The following is an 18455-nucleotide window of genomic DNA, read 5'->3' as shown; positions in this document are numbered from 1 at the left end:
CTCGGTCGTTCCCGTCAGTGGGAAAGGAGTTTGCACATGCAACTGGTAGAACAACGCGAAGAACGACTGGGGGCAGGCGCCAGAATTGTGGCGTTCATTTTCCGCGTGGCCCTGGCTGTCCTTATCCCCATCATCGCCTTTGCCGTGCTGTATGCGGGGTTTTTGTTTTTGCGGGCCGGCGATGCGCCCAAGTGGCTGATTACGGTGGTGGCCATTATTTGGGGTGTTGGCGGTGTGGCCGCGCTGTATTGGATATTCAACTGGATTGTGGAAATGCTGCCCGACCAGTGGACGGCCAGGCTCCAGCCGTTCGTTTTCATCGGCCCGGCCATCGCCATCCTGGCCTGGTACCTGGCTATTCCCACCGGGCGGACCTTCTGGATCAGCCTGTGGGACCGCGACGGGCCGCAGGTTGGTCAGTTTGTGGGTATGGCCAACTACGTGTCCATTTTTACCGACCGGATGATGCGGGAGGCGTTCCGCAACAATATTTTTTTCTGGATGTTGATTGCCACCCCTCTGACCATCATTCTGGGCCTTTTGGTAGCGGTGTTGGCCGACCGCAGCAAAGCCGAACGTTTGTTTAAATCGCTCATCTTCTTGCCGATGGCCATCTCGTTTGTTGGGGCCGGCGTTATCTGGAATTTTATCTATGAGGTCAAGCCGGCCGACGCGCCGCAAATTGGACTCTTGAACGCCATTGTGGTGGGGTTGGGGGGACAACCCCAGGCCTGGCCCGCTTTCACCGCCATCGCGCCCTGGAACAATCTCTTTCTGGTTATCATTGTGGCCTGGTTGCAAACCGGCTATGCCATGGTGCTTTTTTCGGCCGCGCTCAAGGGTATCCCCGAAGAGATCATCGAAGCCTCCCGTGTGGATGGCGCCACCGAGATTCAATTATTCTTCAGGATTATGATCCCTTACATTAGTGGGACCATCATTACCGTCACTACCACCGTTGTCATCTTTACCCTGAAAATATTTGACGTGGTCTGGGTGATGACCGGGGGGCAATTTGGCACAGATGTAATTGCCACCCAGTTCTATCGCCAATCCTTCATCGCCCGCAACGCCGGTTTTGGCTCTGCTATCGCCATGATCCTACTCATCGCAGTCATCCCGGTGATGATCTACAATCTGCGCCAATTCAGAGAACAGGAGGCATTTTAAAATGAGCGGCTCACATGGACAGAGAATACGCAGTGCAATTTTGGTCAATGGCGCCCTCGCCTTACTGGTTCTGCTCTGGATGATCCCTACCATTGGCCTGTTTGTGTCGTCCTTCCGTAGCCGCGAAGACATTACGGTCTCAGGCTGGTGGACCATCTTCCCCCACCGGGCATGGGAGGTAACGGAAAAGATTGATCCTCGCGAGATCGGACTGGATGCAACCGGCCCTATGCAAGTAGGAGGCATTGAAGCGACCTTTGAGGAACTCCGCGCCGGCGTTTCTACCCCGGATGGCAAGCGCGTCCAGTGGATTGGCAACCGGCGGATCGGTTTCATTGAGATTCAAGAAAAACAGTGGACAACCAGATGGAATTTTACGTTGGAAAATTACAATCAGGTACTGAACGGCAAAAACTTTGAGTATAAGCGCCCGGATGGCACGGTTGAAATTATTCCCGGCGACAACTTTTGGGGCGCCATCTTTAACAGTATCGCTGTGGCCATTCCTTCCACCGTGATTCCTATTCTCATTGCCGCGTTTGCCGCCTACGGCTTTGCCTGGATGAATTTTCCGGGCCGGCGCGTCCTCTTTATTATGGTGGTCGCCCTGCTGGTGGTGCCGCTGCAAATCGCCCTGGTACCCATTTTACGAGACTACGCGGCGCTCAATATAAACGGTACGTTCCTGGCTATCTGGCTGGCCCACGCCGGCTTTGGCCTGCCGCTGGCTACCTACCTGCTGTTCAACTATATCAGCACCTTGCCCCGGGAAATGTTAGAATCGGCCTTTATTGACGGCGCGTCGCATTACACTATTTTCACCCGCATGATCCTGCCCCTCTCGGTGCCGGCCCTGGCCTCTTTTGCCATCTTCCAGTTCCTGTGGGTATGGAACGATTACCTGGTGGCTTTGATTTTCCTGGGCAGCAATCCGGATTACCAGGTGCTGACCATGCGCCTGGCCAATATGGTTGGTGATCGCGGCCAGGATTGGCACTTGCTGACCTCCGGCGCTTTTGTGACCATGATTCTGCCGTTGCTGGTTTTCTTCTCGCTGCAACGCTTCTTTGTGCGCGGCCTGCTGGCCGGTTCGGTAAAGGGATAAACTTTCTTTTGCCCAAGCCACAGTGGGCCGATACACTGAATTCACTGAGTTTTGTCTAAGCTAAGGATGGGAAATAAATTAACTTCCCCAATGCAGAGCCAAAATGAGGCATAATTTCAGCACCAAATGCGGAAGTTATTAAATCCTTAGCCCTAAGGTTTAGGCAGCAATGGAACCTTTTTCGGTGAATTCAGTGTTTTCTTTTTGTAGATCCACTGATTTGTAGATCAAGTTCTTGCGACAAGCTAATGGTGCTGGTAGACAACCACATTTAGCCCCCCATTTTGGCATAAGAATAATCAGAAAATCCATTTGACAAATCATTAAATATATGATAAAGTGGAACCGGTTCCAATTGGAACCGGTTCCACTTTATCATCATTGATCAAAAGGATCGGATGACAAATATAACCATTCGTGATGTGGCGAAAAAGGCAGGCGTTGGAGTAGGCACAGTCTCCAGAGTCCTCAATGACAACCCCTCTGTCAGTGATGCGACCCGCCAGAGAGTTTTGGCGGCAATTGAGGCGCTGAACTTTACCCCTCATTCCATTGCGCGCCGTCTTTCGTTGCAAAAAACCCTGACCATTGCCGTGATTGTTCCCTTTTTTACCCGCCCTTCGTATGTGGAACGGTTGCGGGGCGTTGAATACCTCCTGGCCGATACTGAGTACGACCTGATTCTCTATAATGTTGAAACCACTGCCAGACGTGATGCCTGTTTTCGCAGTGTGCCCCGGCGTGAGCGGGTAGATGGGTTACTGCTTGTATCCCTATCACCCCGAGATACTGACGCAGAGCACTTCTTACAGTCGGATGTGCCCACCATCTTAATTGATGGTCATCATCCTCAGTTCAGCCGGGTGGTGGTTGACGACGTGGCCGGTGGTTACATGGCTACGCAACATCTTATTGATCTGGGGCATCGGAAAATCGGTTACGTGAGCGACCTGTTTGAAAATCCCTTCAATTTTGTTTCTAGCCGAGATCGTTATACAGGCTATCGCCAGGCTTTAGATAAAGCCAACATTCCACTTCAACCTGAATATCACCGGCAAGGTGAACACAGCCGGGAGAAAGCGCGGGAATTGACTCATGAATTGCTGGCCTTACCCGATCCGCCAACAGCTATCTTCGCCGCCAGCGATATCCAGGCTATTGGAGTGTTGGAAGCGGCGCGGGATGCTGGTTTGGACGTACCTCAAGACCTGTCAGTCATCGGCTATGATGACATTGAAATTGCTGAATATTTTCACCTAACCACCATCCGTCAACCCCTTTTTGTCTCAGGCATTGAGGGAGTTGAGTTATTGCTCGAATCGATTGCGACGCCACCGCCTACACCTCATCGAGTTGTTCTGCCCATTGAACTCATTACCCGAAATACAACCGCACCACCCAATTGATAAAAACACAACAACTGCATCATAGTGCCGAAACGGCCACAGAAAAGTCAACAAAATAGATTTTAGCTTAGTGTTTTTTTATCCTGGCCTGGAACCGGTTCCAAATACACAAGAATGAGCAATTAATGTCCCAAAAACAACCCCCTACTTTTGATCTTTTAGCCTTTGGCGAAGCTGTCATTGATCTTATTTCTGACCAAACTGTCTCTACCCTGACCGAGGCTGATAGCTACAAACGATTTGTGGGGGGAGAAGTCAGCAATGTGGCCCTTAACATAACCAAATTAAATGGCTCGGCTGCCGTAGTTGCCTGTGTGGGGGACGATGGCTTTGGACACTACATTCATCAGCAACTCGACCTGGCCGGCGTTTCTACCGAGTACCTGCGCCTTACTGCTGAAATGCCTACCACCGTCGTCATCAACGCTCGCCAAACATTGACGCCAGATTTTGTCATTTGTCGAGGGGCAGACGCTTATATTCTGGCCGAAGATGAACATTTAGAAGCAATCAAAAATAGTCGCGTGGTCCATACATCGGCTTTTGCCCTTTCTCGCGATCCGGCCCGAACCACCATTCTTGACGCCCTTAAGATAGCCCGCCAGCAGGGGTGTCTTGTTTCTCTGGATCCCAACTATCATCCTCGCATCTGGCCCGATGTAGCCGACTTGCCCAGTGTATTGCAAGAAGCTTATCAATTTGTGCATATTACCAAGCCGTCACTAGATGATTGCAAACGTATCTTCAAGGCCGAGTTATCGCCAATGGCTTATGTTGAACAATTTCTAAATTGGGGACCGGAGATTGTAGCCCTGACCATGGGGGCGCGGGGGGTTTTGCTGGCCACCGCTGATGCTAACCCGGTCCACATTAAGCCTGGCAATGTTTCTGTTGCCGATGTTACCGGAGCTGGAGATGCCTTTTGGGCCGGTTTATTGGTTGCTCTGCTTGATGGCTATCCTCCCGGCGAGGCAGCTTGTGTAGGCCAGATGGTGGCCGAGGCCAAAATCAATACCGTTGGGCCTGTGCCCCAGTTGCCCGATCAAGCCACCTTGTACCGGCAACTGGAAATTGTAAAACAGAATTCAATCGTACCTGCAGGTCAAGCCTTTACCCCTGATTAACCCTGCGGCCAAGGAAAGGAGGTGATACGCCCCCCTAAAAAAGTCTAGATCAAACCCTAAAGGGTGAGTTTTTGAGCAACTTTAAGTTAAATCTTTTTATCAACCAAATTAAAAACATTATCCAAAGGAGGATATAAAATGAAAAAGAATTTGTGGCTTATCTTGATTACGCTCTTGATCCTGTCTCTTGTAACAGCATGTGGGGGACAAGCAACACCTGCCCCCGAGCAACCGGCGGCTGAAGAACCCGCGGCGGAGCAACCGGCCGCAGCAGAACCGGCCGTAGAAGAAGAAACAATGGCCGAAGAGCCGATGAGCGAAGAGGTGACGGTGGAAGTGTGGTTCCACAGCGGCAAGGGTGAAGAGCGTGAAGTGCTGGATGCCCAGGTAGAAGCCTTCAACGCCATGGGCACCGGCATCACCATTAACGCCGTCCAACTGCCCGAAGGCAGCTACAATGACCAAGTTAATGCCGCCGCCCTCGCCGGCGACTTGCCCTGCCTGCTCGACTTTGACGGCCCCTTCCTCTACAACTACGCCTGGGCAGGATACCTGACGCCTCTTGACGACTATGTGTCCGACGACCTGCGCAATGACTTCCTGCCTTCGATCATTGATCAAGGTACTTACGCCGGTCATCTCTACAGCTTGGGCACCTTTGACTCCGGTCTGGCGCTCTGGGGTAACAAAGAATATCTTGAAAAAGCCGGCGTCCGCATTCCCACCGGCCTCGACGATCCCTGGACCAAAGATGAATTTTTGGATGCCCTGGAAAAACTGCAAGCCCTGGATGAAGTGGATTATGCCATTGACTTCAAAATGAACTACGGCCAGGGTGAGTGGTACACCTACGGCTTCTCCCCCTTCTTGCAATCCTTTGGCGGCGACCTGATTGACCGCAACACCTATCAAAGCGCCGACGGCGTATTGAACGGGCCGGAAGCAGTAGAAGCAATGGAATTCTTCCAGAGCCTGTTTGAACAAGGCTATGCCAATCCCGAACCCGCCGGCGATGATGACTTCTACATCAATAAAAACACGGCGCTGTCCTGGGTCGGTCACTGGATGTGGGGACCCCACAGTGAAAACCTGGGCGATAATCTGGTGCTGATCCCTGCCCCCGACTTCGGAAAAGGCGCTGTGACCGGCATGGGTTCCTGGAACTGGGGCCTCACCTCTTCCTGTCCCAACCCCGATGCCGCCTGGAAGTTCCTGGATTACCTCATCTCCCCCGATGAAATCCTGCATATGACCAACGCCAACGGCGCCGTGCCCGCCCGCAAAAGCGCCATCGCCAAGTCCGACTTGTATGGCGAGGGCGGCTTCTTGAACCTCTTTGTCCAGCAGTTGGAGGGTGGCGTTGCCGTGCCCCGGCCACAAACACCCGCCTATCCCGTCATCACCAACGCCTTTGCTGAGGCCGTTCAGAACATTGTCTCCGGGGCTGATGTCAAAACAGAACTCGATAAAGCCGTTAAAACCATTGACCAGGATATCGAAGATAACCAGGGGTATCCAACACCATAACAATTTACTTAAGCAGAAAAAACCGGGGAATGTGTATTCACACATTCCCCGGTTAATAAAAGGAGGTCAAGGAATGGCTGCACTTGCAACAGATAAAACATTAACTAATTCAAAAGAAAAATTCAAAATAAAGAACGAGACCATCATGGCTTGGGCTTTTTCATTGCCGGCCATTTTGTTGCTGTTCGTTTTTCTGCTTATTCCCTTTTTGATGGCCATTGGGCTGTCTTTTTCGGATCAACGGCTGGTTCCTAACCCCAATCTAGCCACCCAATTTGTTGGTCTGCGCAACTTTGTCCGCATCTTTGCCGATGAAACTTTCTACCGGGCGGTGCTTAATAATTTCCTGTTTGTGATCATTGTGGTGCCGGTGCAAACGGCGCTGGCGCTGCTGCTGGCGATTTTTGTTAACCAAAAGTTGAAAGCGGTCAACGTTTTCCGCACTATCTATTTTAGCCCGGTGGTGGTTACCATGGTGGTGGTGGCGGTCATCTGGACCTTTTTATACAACCCCGGTGAGGGGCTGATCAACAAGTTTGTGGCCACCATTACCTTTGGCTTGTTGGGGCCTTATGACTGGCTCAACAACCCCAACTTGGCTTTTCCAGCCATTATGCTCCTATCCATCTGGCAAGGCGTCGGGTTTCAAATGATCATTTATCTGGCCGGACTGCAAGATATTCCCGTCTATCTTTACGAGGCGGGCCAGATAGATGGCGCCAATAAATTTCAGCAATTTCTGCACATCACTTTCCCTATGCTGCGCAATACCACCATCTTTGTGGTGCTGGCCACCACTATTCTGGCCTTCAGACTGTTTACCCAAGTTTGGGTCATGCAAGGTCCCAGTGGACACCCCCAGGGATCAACCATTACCATGATTGTTTATGCCGTTAACCAGGGTTTTAAACAAGGCAAAATTGGCTATGCTTCGGCAATTACCGTTGTCTTTTTTATTATTGTGCTGCTGGTTTCAATTTTACAACGCGTTTTCATACGTGAAGAGAGGACGGTGAATTAATATGAGTGCTACGTCTATGCAGCATCCCGAAATTACAGCATCCCCCTATTCCACAGGCTATAAAATTCGCCAAGGAGTCCGGGTGGGTTTTAACTACCTGCTTATGACGCTGTTGAGTATTTTTTTTCTGTTCCCTATCGTCTTCATGTTGGTTTCCTCCATCAAAAACAACGAAACCCAGGTTTTAATGGATATGAGTACCTTATATGCGTTTGTGCCGCGGGGAGAAATTGGGGCACAAAACTATTACGACGTTTTTGCCCAGATGCCCTTTGAACGGTTTATGTTCAACTCGGTTTTTATTGTGGGCATGATGGTGATCTTTGGCTTGATGATCAATAGCCTGATTGCTTATGCGCTGGCCCGACTAAGATTCAAAGGACGGGCCTTGCTGCTGGCTATTGTCATCGCCCTGATTATAATTCCCCTTGAGGCGGTGGCGGTGCCGCTGTTACTGCTGGTCAACCGCTTCGGCTGGTTGGAAAGTTACCATGTGCAAATCATCCCCTTTATGGCCGATGCCTTGTCCATTTTTCTCTTTTATCAATTTTTCATCGGTTTACCCAGGGAATTAGAAGAAGCAGCCCTGGTAGATGGGGCCAGTCTCTTCCGCATTTACTGGAACATCATCCTGCCGCTCTCGCGTCCGGTTTTTGCCACCGTTGCCATTCTCCAGTTTTTGACTCACTGGGGCGACTTTCTGTGGCCGCTCATGGTCACTCGCGGCGAAGAATATCGCCCGCTGCCGGTGGCCATGCAACAATTTTTTAGCCAGGACCCCAAAGTGTGGGGCGATATTATGGCCTTTGCCGCCATGATTACCATCCCGGTGCTCATTGTCTTCTTGCTCTTTCAGAAATGGTTTGTGCAGAGTGTGGCTACAACCGGCGTAAAAGGATAGCCACGTTCATGGCCTTACAATTACCCGACCAATGGGGATGGGGTTTGGGGCTGGCCCGAGGATCGGATGAGGCATGGTATTTTATGGCCTCGCGTCACTTTTTACCCAACAGAGATTTCAGCGGCACGTTAGCCAATCCCATGCCGGTGACCGTAGATGACCATGGAAATTTGTCGGTTAATCGGCCGGCCTTTTTATGATGATGGCCAACTTTCCCATTAATTCCACCCCCTGGCACCGGGCATTTCTGACCTCCCCCCGAAAACATATTCTGATGATTACTAATCACGGTATCCACCAGTGGCAGGTCGTTCCCGGATTGCCGGATACGGGCGGCCAAAATGTCTTTGTCAATCAATTTACCGCGGCATTGGCTAAACTTGGTTTTAAAATCACAATTGCCAATCGAGGGGGGTATGTTCATCCGCTCACAGGCGAATGGCAGCGGGGATTGCGCTACAAAGATGAATACCAACGCATTGTGTATCTGGAAGACGGCAAAAAGGAATTTGTGCGCAAAGAGGAGATGACCGAGCAGATACCCCAACTGGTTGAGTCTCTTAAAAATTTTCTGGATGCGGGAGAAACAGACGTTAACTTGGTAATATCCCACTATTGGGATGCAGCCAGGATTGGGATACTGTATAACCAACCCCGCCCGGAGCGAGCCAGGCACGTATGGATACCCCATTCGCTGGGTACTATCAAAAAACGTAATATGCCAACCAACCAGTGGGCCAACCTTCGGCTTGATGAACGAATCTCCATTGAACTAGAGTTAATGGCCCAATTGGATGGCGTTGCTGCCACCTCCTCTACCATCCGGCAATCACTGGCTGATGACTACGGTTACACCGGTCCCAATCTATTTCTACCGCCGTGCATTGACACCGGCCGTTACCATCCCCGTCAAATTACGGCTGATAATCCCATTTGGGAATTTCTTAGCCAACATTCTGGACTATCGCCAGAAGAAATCCGGCGTTGCAAAATTGTCACCGAAATCAGCCGAACAGATACTACCAAGCGCAAAAATGTATTGATAGAAGCATTTGCCAGAGTTTATCAAAAGATACCTAATAGTCTGCTGGTGATCTCCATTGACGATAACCAGGCAGAGCTGGCCGGAGAGCTAAAAAGTTTGATGGAGGGACATAATCTAGAATCCCACGTCGCCGTAGTCGGTTCCGTTTGGGATCTTCTGCCAACTCTCTACGCCGTGACAGACATTTATTGCACCCCCTCCGTGATGGAAGGTTTTGGCATGTCGGCCCAAGAAGCGGCGGCTACCGGCGTACCGGTTGTAGCCAGTCACCTGGTCCCCTTTGCAGTGGAATATTTGTTGGGAACAGAGATCAAACAGGTACAGCCCTATGGTAAACAGCGCCATCTATTGCAGCAAGGACGAGGAGCCATTGTGGCGCAAGCGGATGATGTGGATGGGTTTGCTCACGTTTTGCGCATGCTTCTTTCAGATGATGCCCTGCGTCGGCGGATGGGGGAAAATGCCTATAACATTACCATTCCTTATTTTACCTGGGAGAGTATGACGAGAATGTTCATAGAAAACTTGGGGGTAGAGGTAGGATAATTTTGAAGTCTAAGATAAACCGACAACGTGTTGATGAGACCCTCAATGGCGAGGGTCTCCAAAACGAGGGCCTCGCTATTGAGGCCCTTGAATTTGAAAGTCTTAAAAAAATTCTACAGGCAGAGAATATTGAAGAACTCTCCTTGGCCCAACTGGCCCAACTTTTTCAGGAAGAAAAGGGGATGGGAGATTTTATTCCAGATGGCGTTTGTCAGATTGACCCCAGAAACGGCGAACGGATCATCTATAATTCGGCTCGCGCGCGCCGCCCTCACGATAACCGCCCGGCGAATTCAACTTTGACCCTGCCGGAAAAAGAGTGTCTCGTTTGTCAGGGTAAAACAACCGGCGTTGTAGATGTAGCCAAGCTCAGTGAAGGCTTTACGTTTATTAACAAGAATCTCTTCCCCATTCTGTATCCTCGGCAGGGATGGAGAACAGACACCCCTGTCTTTCCAGGAGAGAATAAGGTGGAGACTGAGGGTATCCCGGCGTATGGTTTTCATTTTTTGCAGTGGACATCCTCGTTACATAACAGGGATTGGCACAATATGCCGCTGGCGGATCGAGTAGTGGTGATGCAACGATTGGCTGCGCTGGAAAAGAAGTTACTGACCGGCGCCACCAGGGAGATGCCTCCTCCCCAATTAAGGGATGGTCAAGAAGATTGGCGTGGCTTCGTGTCAATCATCAAAAACTATGGCCGTCTGGTTGGTGGCTCTCTTATTCACGGCCATCAGCAGATTGGGTTCAGTAATATTATGCCCAGGCGCTTCCGCGATAATTGGCGTTTTGAGCAGGAACGGGGCGAACCTTTCGCCATGTATCTGCTGCGCAAAAACCCACCTGAGCTTTTGCTGCGAGATTACGGCCCGGCCGTACTCTTGGTGCCGTACTTTATGCGGCGCCCCTTTGATATGATGCTGCTCTTGAAAGACGGCCACAAACGCTATCTGCATGAGTTAACCGAAGCCGAACTAACGGCCGTGGCTGATGGGTGGCACGACGCCATCCGAGTTATCTTGGCGATGATGCCCAAGCTGGGCCGAGAAACAGCCTACAATGTTACTACCAATAGCGGGCCTGGAGCTGGCTTGTATTTTGAATTTTTACCTTATACCCAGGAAATCGGCGGATTTGAGCACCTGGGCCTTTTTGTATGTCAGGCAAATCCCAAAAACATTTCTATTCAGATACGCCAGTTTTTAGAGCAGTCACCTGGTATGCCGTTGAATAAGATATTATGATTTTTGCAGATACCGATGTAAAATATATCTCCTTCGTGGGTAGGTGTGGCTATTTTAGGGACAATCCTTATCCTCAAAAAGGAAACTTCTATGCATATCGGTTTCTTGAATCCTCAGGGCAATTTTGACCCCAAAGACAGTTACTGGACCGAACATCCTGATTTTGGCGGGCAATTGGTTTATGTAAAAGAAGTGACCCTGGCCATGGCCGCCCAGGGCCACCGGGTAGACATTATCACCCGCCAAATCATTGACGATGATTGGCCGGAATTTGCCGCGCCTCTGGACAGCTATCCCGGCTACAACAACGTGCGGATTGTGCGCATTCCGTGCGGCCCGCCACAATTTTTACCCAAAGAAGCATTGTGGCCCTATTTAGGCTCAGCCTGGACGCCCGGTATCCTTAATTTTTACCGGGCCGAACAGGATTTGCCGGATTGTTTTACCGCTCACTATGGCGATGGCGGTTTGGCCGGAGCCATTTTAAAAGAAAAAACAGGTTTACCCTTTACCTTCACCGGCCATTCGCTGGGCGCGCAGAAGATGGACAAGCTCCAGGTCAGGCCGGACAACCTGGCCAAGATTGACCGGCGTTTTCACTTTAAAGAACGCATTATGGCCGAACGCCTGGCCATGAACTATGCGGCCCGGATCATCACCAGCACCCGCCAAGAGCAAGTTGAGCAATACACCCACCCGGCTTATCGAGGAGCGGTTGATCCCACGGGTATTGATCAGAACCGGTTTGCCATCATCCCGCCCGGCGTCAACCGGCGCATTTTTTCGCCGGAATCTGCCGCAGTGGATTCCCTGGTAAAAAAACGCCTGGAAACCGCTCTGGCGCGTGACATCTCCGAAGACCGGCGCCACTTGCCGCTGATTTTGTGCTCCAGTCGTCTGGACCAAAAAAAGAATCACCTGGGCCTGGTGCAGGCTTTTATTCAAAATTCTGAGCTACAGGCTATGGCTAATTTAGCCATTGTGATCCGGGGAGCAGAAAATCCACTCCAACAACGGGCAACGTTTAGCGGCGAAGAGCGGGCCATTTTGGATGAAATTGCCCGTTTGCTCAACCAATACAAACTATGGTCTGCCGTCACCTCCTTCTCGCTCGACAATCAGGCCGAACTGGCCGCGGCTTACCGCCTGGCTGCCCGGCGACACTCTGTTTTTGCTCTCACGGCCCATTACGAACCCTTTGGCCTGGCTCCCCTGGAAGCGATGAGTTGCGGCCTGCCCGCCGTGGTCACCCGCAATGGTGGCCCCAGCGAGAGTTTATACGATCACCAAACCAAAATCAGGTATGGCGTTTTGGTAGACCCGGCTGCTCCTGCGGATATTGCGGAGGGGCTTTTGGCGATCCTCTCGTCTGCCGAAAGTTGGCAATATTATCACCAGGCGGGCATGGAACGAGTTGTCAGCCGCTACACCTGGGATCGCACGGCTGAGGGGTATCTGGAGGTGCTGAAACAGGCTTTGGCTCAAAAAACTCCCCTTCCGGTTGCATCCCGCCAGGCCACCCTGTCTATTCCGGCTTATTTCAGCCAACCCAATCCTGAAAATCAAATTAAACCGACCGAGTTAGCCACACTTTATTTCACCCGGTAGGTTACGTTCAACCGTCTCACGTAAGGGGGAAAATATGTCTATCTCCAACCCAGATATTGAGGTTATGGCTATTGGCGAAACGCTCATTGACTTCATCTCTACCGAACCGGTGGAAAGATTGCGAGATGCCTCAACTTTTCGCCGTTACCTGGGCGGATCGCCCACAAATATTGCGGTTAACGTGGCCAAACTGGGGGGACGGGCCGCAATTATTTCTAAAACAGGGATTGGCGCGTTTGGCCAATTTTTGAAAGGGGAGTTACAGGCCCACGGGGTCAATACGGATTACATGATCATGGACCATCGAGTCCATACCACTTTTGTCTTTGTGTCGCAAACCAGCGGCACGCCTGAGTTTGAACCTTCGCGGAATGGCGACTACAAATTGGCCGCTGCCGAGGTGTCGGCGGAAGCGATTGACCGGGCCAGGGTGGTGCATGCCTCTACCTGGCCGCTCTCACGCCAACCAAGTCGCTCGGCGGTAGAAAAGGCTTTCAAATTGGCTTATGAGCAGGGCAAGATTGTGTCGCTTGACCCTAACTACACCCCCATTGTTTGGCCCGACTATCAGGAGGCGCAAAAGGTGCTGGCCCAAATGTATCGTTACGTCACCATCACCAAAGCTTCGCTGGACGACGCGCAACGTTTATTTGGCCCAAACAATAAACCGGAAGCATATATTGAAAGGCTGCATGCCCTGGGGCCGCGAACGGTTGTATTTACGATGGGCAAAGAAGGCTCGCTCATCTCTCAAGATGGCCGTCTATTAGGCCATCTACCTGCCCGCGCTATCAAGGTGGTTGACGCCACCGGCGCCGGCGATGCTTTTTGGGCCGGTTTTTTAGTAGCTATGCTGGATGGACATCCCCCGGAGAAGTGTCTCCTGTTTGCCCGCGAAATTGTAGAAATGAAATTAACAACCGTTGGCGCGCTGCCCAACGCCATTGACCGCCACAAGATTTATGCCCGGCTGCCGGAACCTTCCACCGAGATGAGGCCGCCGCCAACCTGGCCCCGGTGACTCCTTAGCCGTTTTTACCCTCGCCGCCCGGTTTATACCATCCTCCCCGCTACGTTACAGCAACTTCAATGCTCTGGCCACGGCCACGGCCTGCGTTCGAGAGGAAACATCGAGTTTGCGGTAAATGTTGTTAACGTGGGTCTTCACGGTACTGACCGCCACCACCAATTCAGCGGCAATTTCGCGGTTTGACAGACCGGCGGCAATCAAACGCAGCACTTCCAGTTCGCGCTCGCTCAATGGCTCAATGAGAGCAAAGGAACTGAAAGGCGGGGAGGCGGGTGGAAGTTCTCTCTCTCCTGTAGGCCCGGCAATGCCCCCCTGCGCTTCTGCGGCAAAAGCAGATAACAACGCTTCTACGTAATTCACCATTATGCCCCGGGCCGCAGCCTGGCCCAATAGGGCCGCTATCGGTTGGCCTTCATCAATAAAAATACGGATATAGCCTTCCGGCTCGGCCATAAGCAGGGCCTGCTCTAAAGCAGCAAGCGCCTGGTCAGAATGACCCTGAGCCTGGTAGGCCCTTGCTTTGAGAATAAGAATCTCCAATACATACCACACCCACTCGGCTGCATCGGCTGCCTTTTGCAAAGGTTCCAGCACGGCCAGGGCATCATCGGGGCGACCCTGAGCCAAAAATAGCCGGGCCAGAACAATGTACTCCAAAGCCCGCAGGAAGGGCGAAAACTCGCCGGCTGCAATTTCCAACTCCCGCATATTGACTACTTTGGTCAGGTTGCGTTCTTTGGCCCACCGCCGGGCGGATTCAAGGTTCCCCTGCGCCACCCACAAACGGGCCTGGTACGACGCCACCATCTGATCATCAATCTCCATAGCATCAAACTTTGCGGCCAGTTGCCGGGCTTGTTGAATAGCCTCGTCCGCCCCGGACGAGTCGTTCTGCATCTGTTTGACCAGGGCCAAAACAATATAACCTTGCAGGCAACCAACTTCCGACCAGCGCCGGGTCAACTCGATACCGGCGGTCAATTGGCGGGCCGCCTCCGCCAGATCATTCCATTCCGCCGCTAACCAGCCCAGGCCAAAAAGGGCCACGCCGGCCACAGGTCGCAGGCGGCCCCGGTTGTCTGTGGTCAGGACCAGGGCCTTTTCAAGCAGCCGCTTTGATTCTTGCAGGCGTCCTTTAACCATGGCCAATTGGGCCAACCGGGCTTGAGCCAGCCCGCTGACAATCATATTGCCGGTTTGTTGGCCTATCCGGGCCACTTCGGCAAAGGCCTGGGTTGCCGCCGGGATGTCGCCGGCCCACAGGTAAACCAGGCCCACACTGGCCGCCACAATGCCCCGCATAAATAAACTATTCTCCGGCAAAAGGGCCAGGGCCTGCTGCGACAGCTCAAGCGTGTAACGCGTATCTCCTCTGATAGCCGCCAGCCAAACCCGAAAGGCCAATACCTCCGCCGCAACCGAGTCTGCGGTTGGCGCAATTTGCGCGGTTTGCAAGCGGACCTCGGCCGCTTCAATAGGGCTTCCGTTCAAGGATAAAGTCCAGGCGTGATAAACGCAGAGAAGCGGATTGGCCCGCACCACTTCATCGGGCAGCGCCTCAATCCAACCCTGTAATGTGGCTACCTCGCTCCACATCAAGGTAAGGTCGGCGGCCTGTTCAACGAGGCCGGCGGCCCGGTCAAAATCCTGGGCGCTCAAAGCATGCTCAATGGCGCCGTCCGGCAAGCCCTCCTGCTCGTACCAGGCGCTGGCCCGGCGGTGCAGATCGGCAATTTGGCGGGGGAAGTCCCGGCGCAGGTGGCTGCGCAAAAAGTCGGCAAAGAGGCGATGGTAGCGATACCATTGCCGCCGGTCGTCAAGCGGAATCAGGAACAGGTTGGCATGCTCCAACTGGGTCAAGATGGCCTCGCTGTCGCTGCGCCCGGTGACGGCATTGCATAATTGCGCGGTCAGGTGATCCAAAATGGCCGTCTGGCACAAAAAATCGTGGAATTCGGGGGGTTGCTGGGCCATCACTTCTTCGGCCAGGTAGTCAATAATGTGATGGTGGCTGCCACTGAAAGCTTTAACAAAATCAGGGATAGACCTGGGGGCGCGTCCCCGGATTGAGAGCGCCGCCAGTTGCAGCCCGGCAATCCAACCCTCGGTGCGGGCTTCCAACGCCGCCACATCCTGGGGGGTGAGATTTAATTCCATGGCCTGGTTGAGAAACATCACTGCTTCCTCCTGGGTGAAACGCAGATCGGCTTCGCGGAGTTCGGTGAGTTGATGGCGCGTGCGTAGGCGGGGCAACGGCAGGGGTGGGTCGGCGCGGCCGGCAATGACCAAGTGCATCTGCGGGGGCAGGTGATCGAGCAAAAAGGTCAGCGCCTCGTGAATGGCTGGCTGCTCGATAACGTGATAGTCGTCCAGCACCAAAATAAAATCGGCCGGCACAGCCGCAATATCATTAATCAGCATTGTGAGAATGCTTTTTGGGGGCGAAGGCTGGGGCGACTGCAACACAGCCACGGTATCCGCGCCAACATCCGGCTGCACTGTTTCCAGGGCCGCAATCAGGTATAGCAAAAAACGCACCGGGTCGTTGTCGTCACGATCAAGCGTTAGCCAGGCGGCAGGCAGCGTGGTTTGCCGGAGCCAATGGCTCAACAGGGTGGTTTTACCAAAACCGGCCGGCGCAGAGACGAGGGCAACGCCCGGCTGGCCCGACAAACCCCGGTTGAGACGCGCCAACAGCCGGAGGCGAGGCACCAGTTCAGGACGGGGGGGAGGAATATAAAGTTTGGTGGTCAAAATTTGGGTAGACATAATTCAGGCAACCTTAACCAGGGATGTTTGGAAATAAATAGGTTTTCATCTCTAACCCGCCTTCCAAAAATATCTGCCTCATTGGGAAATCAGGAGGGTAAGGCAAAATTAGCGTAGTTTTAGTATACCCCTGAATCGTCAAATAAATCAAAATGAGCTATAGGCGAGGGTCTGGACCAATTTTGGGGTCATAGGGCAGAAACCGCACCCTATCCCTGCTGAAAATTGGCAAAATTCAGCAACTCCGATTACAATCGTTCCACATCATCCAACAAAGATAAGATTTTGGAGCAGGAGAAAGTGATGAATCGTGAGTTACTTTATCAGCGTTTGCATAAAGTGCGCGCCAGGATGCAAGACCTCGGCCTTGAGGCGATGTTCCTATCACCCTCGGCCAACCTGGAGTATTTGTTGGGGGAACGGCGGCGCAAACCCACCTTTGCCCACCTGCTATGGACCAACGGCTGGGTGATGGGCGCCTGGATCACCCTGGAACATGAGCCGTTTTTTACGGCACCGCGAATGGCAGCCGACTATGAGTTGCAGAATGAAGCGGGCTGGCCGGTTCGGGTGCTGGAAGATGACGGGCATTCAACGACGTTTCTGAAACAAATTGCCGCCGACCTGGGGCTGGCGGGTAAACGGGTGGCGATTGAGGATCGGGCCTGGAGCCAATTTCTGATTGACCTTCTCCGGGCAGCGCCCACCATAGAGCCTACTGTCGCATCCGAGGTAATGGCCCCTATCCGGGCCATCAAAGGGCCGGAAGAGTTGGCCATGCTACAGAAAGCAGCCGAGATCACGGATCAAGTTTTTGGCCAGGTGGTCCAGCGGATGCGGCTGGGTGATAACGAAGCGGATGTGGCCGCCGAGTTGGACCATCAGATCCGGCAATTGGGCGCAGAGCCGTCTATGACCACGGCCGTATTGGGCTGGGGCCAGGATTTTCCCCGCCAGGCCCTGGACCGCGATTATCTGACCAAAGACCCCTTTACCCCGGGCACCGTGGTTGACTTTGACTTTGGCGCAATCTACCAGGGCTATTGTACCGACTTTGGCCGGGTGGTTTACTTTGGGGAGCCTACGCCAGAGTACCTGTCGGCCTACCGGGCGGTGGTTGAGGCCGAGGAGTCGGCCATTGCCGCCATGCGCGGCGGGGCCATTACGGCCGAGGCGTTGTATGTTCTGGCCTTGCAGATTGTGGAGGAGGCGGGGTTTGGGGCCTACAGTCCTGATCGGCTGGGGCATGGCATTGGCATGGATATTCACGAGCCGCCGTTTTTAGACAAGGGCATCCCCGACGTTCTGGAAGCAGGGATGGTGTTTACCGTGGAGCCCCAGATTATCAAAGGCCCGCTGCTGGTCCGGATTGAGGATCTGGTGGTGGTAGGCGAACGCGGCAGCAAACAATTGACCCATTTCAGCAAAGAGCCGTTGGTGATCAATTGAGGGAAAAGTGAACCCAGAGACCATAGCCATTCAAGTAGAAAATCTGCACAAATCTTTCGGCGAGATCAAGGCCGTGCAAGGCGTCAGTTTTAAGGTTCAGCCGGGCGAAATCTTTGGCCTGCTTGGCCCCAACGGCGCGGGCAAAACCACCACCATTTCCATGCTGGCCACGTTGTTACGTCCTGATGACGGCGACGCCTGGGTGATGGGCCATTCCCTCCGGCGCGACCCAATGGCCATCAAATCCGTGCTGGGAGTAGTGCCGCAAGAGATTGCCCTATACGAAGACCTTTCGGCCCGGGAGAACCTGACCTTTTGGGGCAAGATGTACGGCCTGCGCGGGGCCGGCGCAAGCCGGCGGGTCAACGAAGTGTTGGCCCTCATTGGCTTGAGCGACCGGGCCAATGGGCGGGTGGGCACATTCTCCGGGGGCATGAAACGCCGGGTCAATATCGGCGTGGCCCTGCTGCATAAGCCCCAGGTTATTTACATGGACGAGCCGACCGT

General features: G+C 52.9%; 15 protein-coding genes. 14 read left to right on the top strand and 1 reads right to left on the bottom strand.

Features of this window, described 5'->3' with window-relative positions; translation table 11 throughout:
- Positions 1-36 precede the first annotated feature (36 nt).
- The 12 genes from JW953_13515 to JW953_13460 all read left to right on the top strand — a co-directional run bounded on the left by JW953_13515 (position 37) and on the right by JW953_13460 (position 13721).
- Entirely contained in the window at positions 37-1170 is a 1134-nt protein-coding gene (locus JW953_13515; protein ID MBN1993714.1) for an ABC transporter permease subunit, read from the top strand.
- A 1-nt stretch (position 1171) separates the two neighbouring features.
- Positions 1172-2275 carry a carbohydrate ABC transporter permease gene (locus tag JW953_13510; GenBank protein MBN1993713.1) on the top strand — a complete coding sequence of 368 codons (1104 nt, stop codon included), beginning with the start codon at positions 1172-1174 and terminating at the stop codon, positions 2273-2275.
- A 398-nt stretch (positions 2276-2673) separates the two neighbouring features.
- Entirely contained in the window at positions 2674-3681 is a 1008-nt protein-coding gene (locus JW953_13505; GenBank protein ID MBN1993712.1) for a LacI family DNA-binding transcriptional regulator, read from the top strand.
- A gap of 125 nt (positions 3682-3806) precedes the next feature.
- The gene (locus JW953_13500) at positions 3807-4805 is read left to right on the top strand and encodes a hypothetical protein (GenBank protein ID MBN1993711.1); all 999 of its coding nucleotides are present in this window, start codon (positions 3807-3809) and stop codon (positions 4803-4805) included.
- A 297-nt stretch (positions 4806-5102) separates the two neighbouring features.
- Entirely contained in the window at positions 5103-6332 is a 1230-nt protein-coding gene (locus JW953_13495) for a sugar ABC transporter substrate-binding protein (GenBank protein MBN1993710.1), read from the top strand.
- Between the two features lie 145 nt (positions 6333-6477).
- Positions 6478-7353, top strand: a complete 876-nt coding sequence (locus JW953_13490) for a sugar ABC transporter permease (protein MBN1993709.1) — start codon at positions 6478-6480, stop codon at positions 7351-7353.
- Position 7354: 1 nt separating this feature from the next.
- Positions 7355-8254 carry a carbohydrate ABC transporter permease gene (locus JW953_13485; GenBank protein MBN1993708.1) on the top strand — a complete coding sequence of 300 codons (900 nt, stop codon included), beginning with the start codon at positions 7355-7357 and terminating at the stop codon, positions 8252-8254.
- Between the two features lie 8 nt (positions 8255-8262).
- Positions 8263-8454 (top strand): hypothetical protein, encoded by a 192-nt coding sequence (locus JW953_13480; protein ID MBN1993707.1) that lies wholly within the window; start codon positions 8263-8265, stop codon positions 8452-8454.
- A gap of 74 nt (positions 8455-8528) precedes the next feature.
- Positions 8529-9845, top strand: a complete 1317-nt coding sequence (locus JW953_13475; GenBank protein ID MBN1993706.1) for a glycosyltransferase — start codon at positions 8529-8531, stop codon at positions 9843-9845.
- 2 nt (positions 9846-9847) lie between these two features.
- Positions 9848-11092, top strand: a complete 1245-nt coding sequence (locus tag JW953_13470) for a hypothetical protein (protein ID MBN1993705.1) — start codon at positions 9848-9850, stop codon at positions 11090-11092.
- Positions 11093-11182: 90 nt separating this feature from the next.
- Positions 11183-12700, top strand: a complete 1518-nt coding sequence (locus JW953_13465) for a glycosyltransferase (protein MBN1993704.1) — start codon at positions 11183-11185, stop codon at positions 12698-12700.
- Between the two features lie 34 nt (positions 12701-12734).
- Positions 12735-13721, top strand: a complete 987-nt coding sequence (locus JW953_13460; protein MBN1993703.1) for a sugar kinase — start codon at positions 12735-12737, stop codon at positions 13719-13721.
- Between the two features lie 54 nt (positions 13722-13775).
- Here JW953_13460 and JW953_13455 read toward each other — a convergent pair whose 3' ends face one another.
- Positions 13776-14183 carry a response regulator transcription factor gene (locus JW953_13455; GenBank protein ID MBN1993702.1) on the bottom strand — a complete coding sequence of 136 codons (408 nt, stop codon included), beginning with the start codon at positions 14181-14183 and terminating at the stop codon, positions 13776-13778.
- A 2619-nt stretch (positions 14184-16802) separates the two neighbouring features.
- Between JW953_13455 and JW953_13450 the strand changes: the two genes are divergently transcribed.
- A complete protein-coding gene (locus tag JW953_13450; protein MBN1993701.1) occupies positions 16803-17948 on the top strand; it encodes an aminopeptidase P family protein in 1146 nt (381 codons plus the stop codon).
- A 7-nt stretch (positions 17949-17955) separates the two neighbouring features.
- On the top strand, positions 17956-18455 hold a 500-nt coding region (locus JW953_13445), incomplete at its 3' end, for an ATP-binding cassette domain-containing protein (GenBank protein MBN1993700.1).

Source organism: Anaerolineae bacterium, from assembly GCA_016931895.1.
Classification (GTDB): Bacteria; Chloroflexota; Anaerolineae; order 4572-78; family J111; genus JAFGNV01.
Note: the sequence above shows the minus strand (reverse complement) of the source record. Positions and strands in the feature narration are given on the sequence as shown.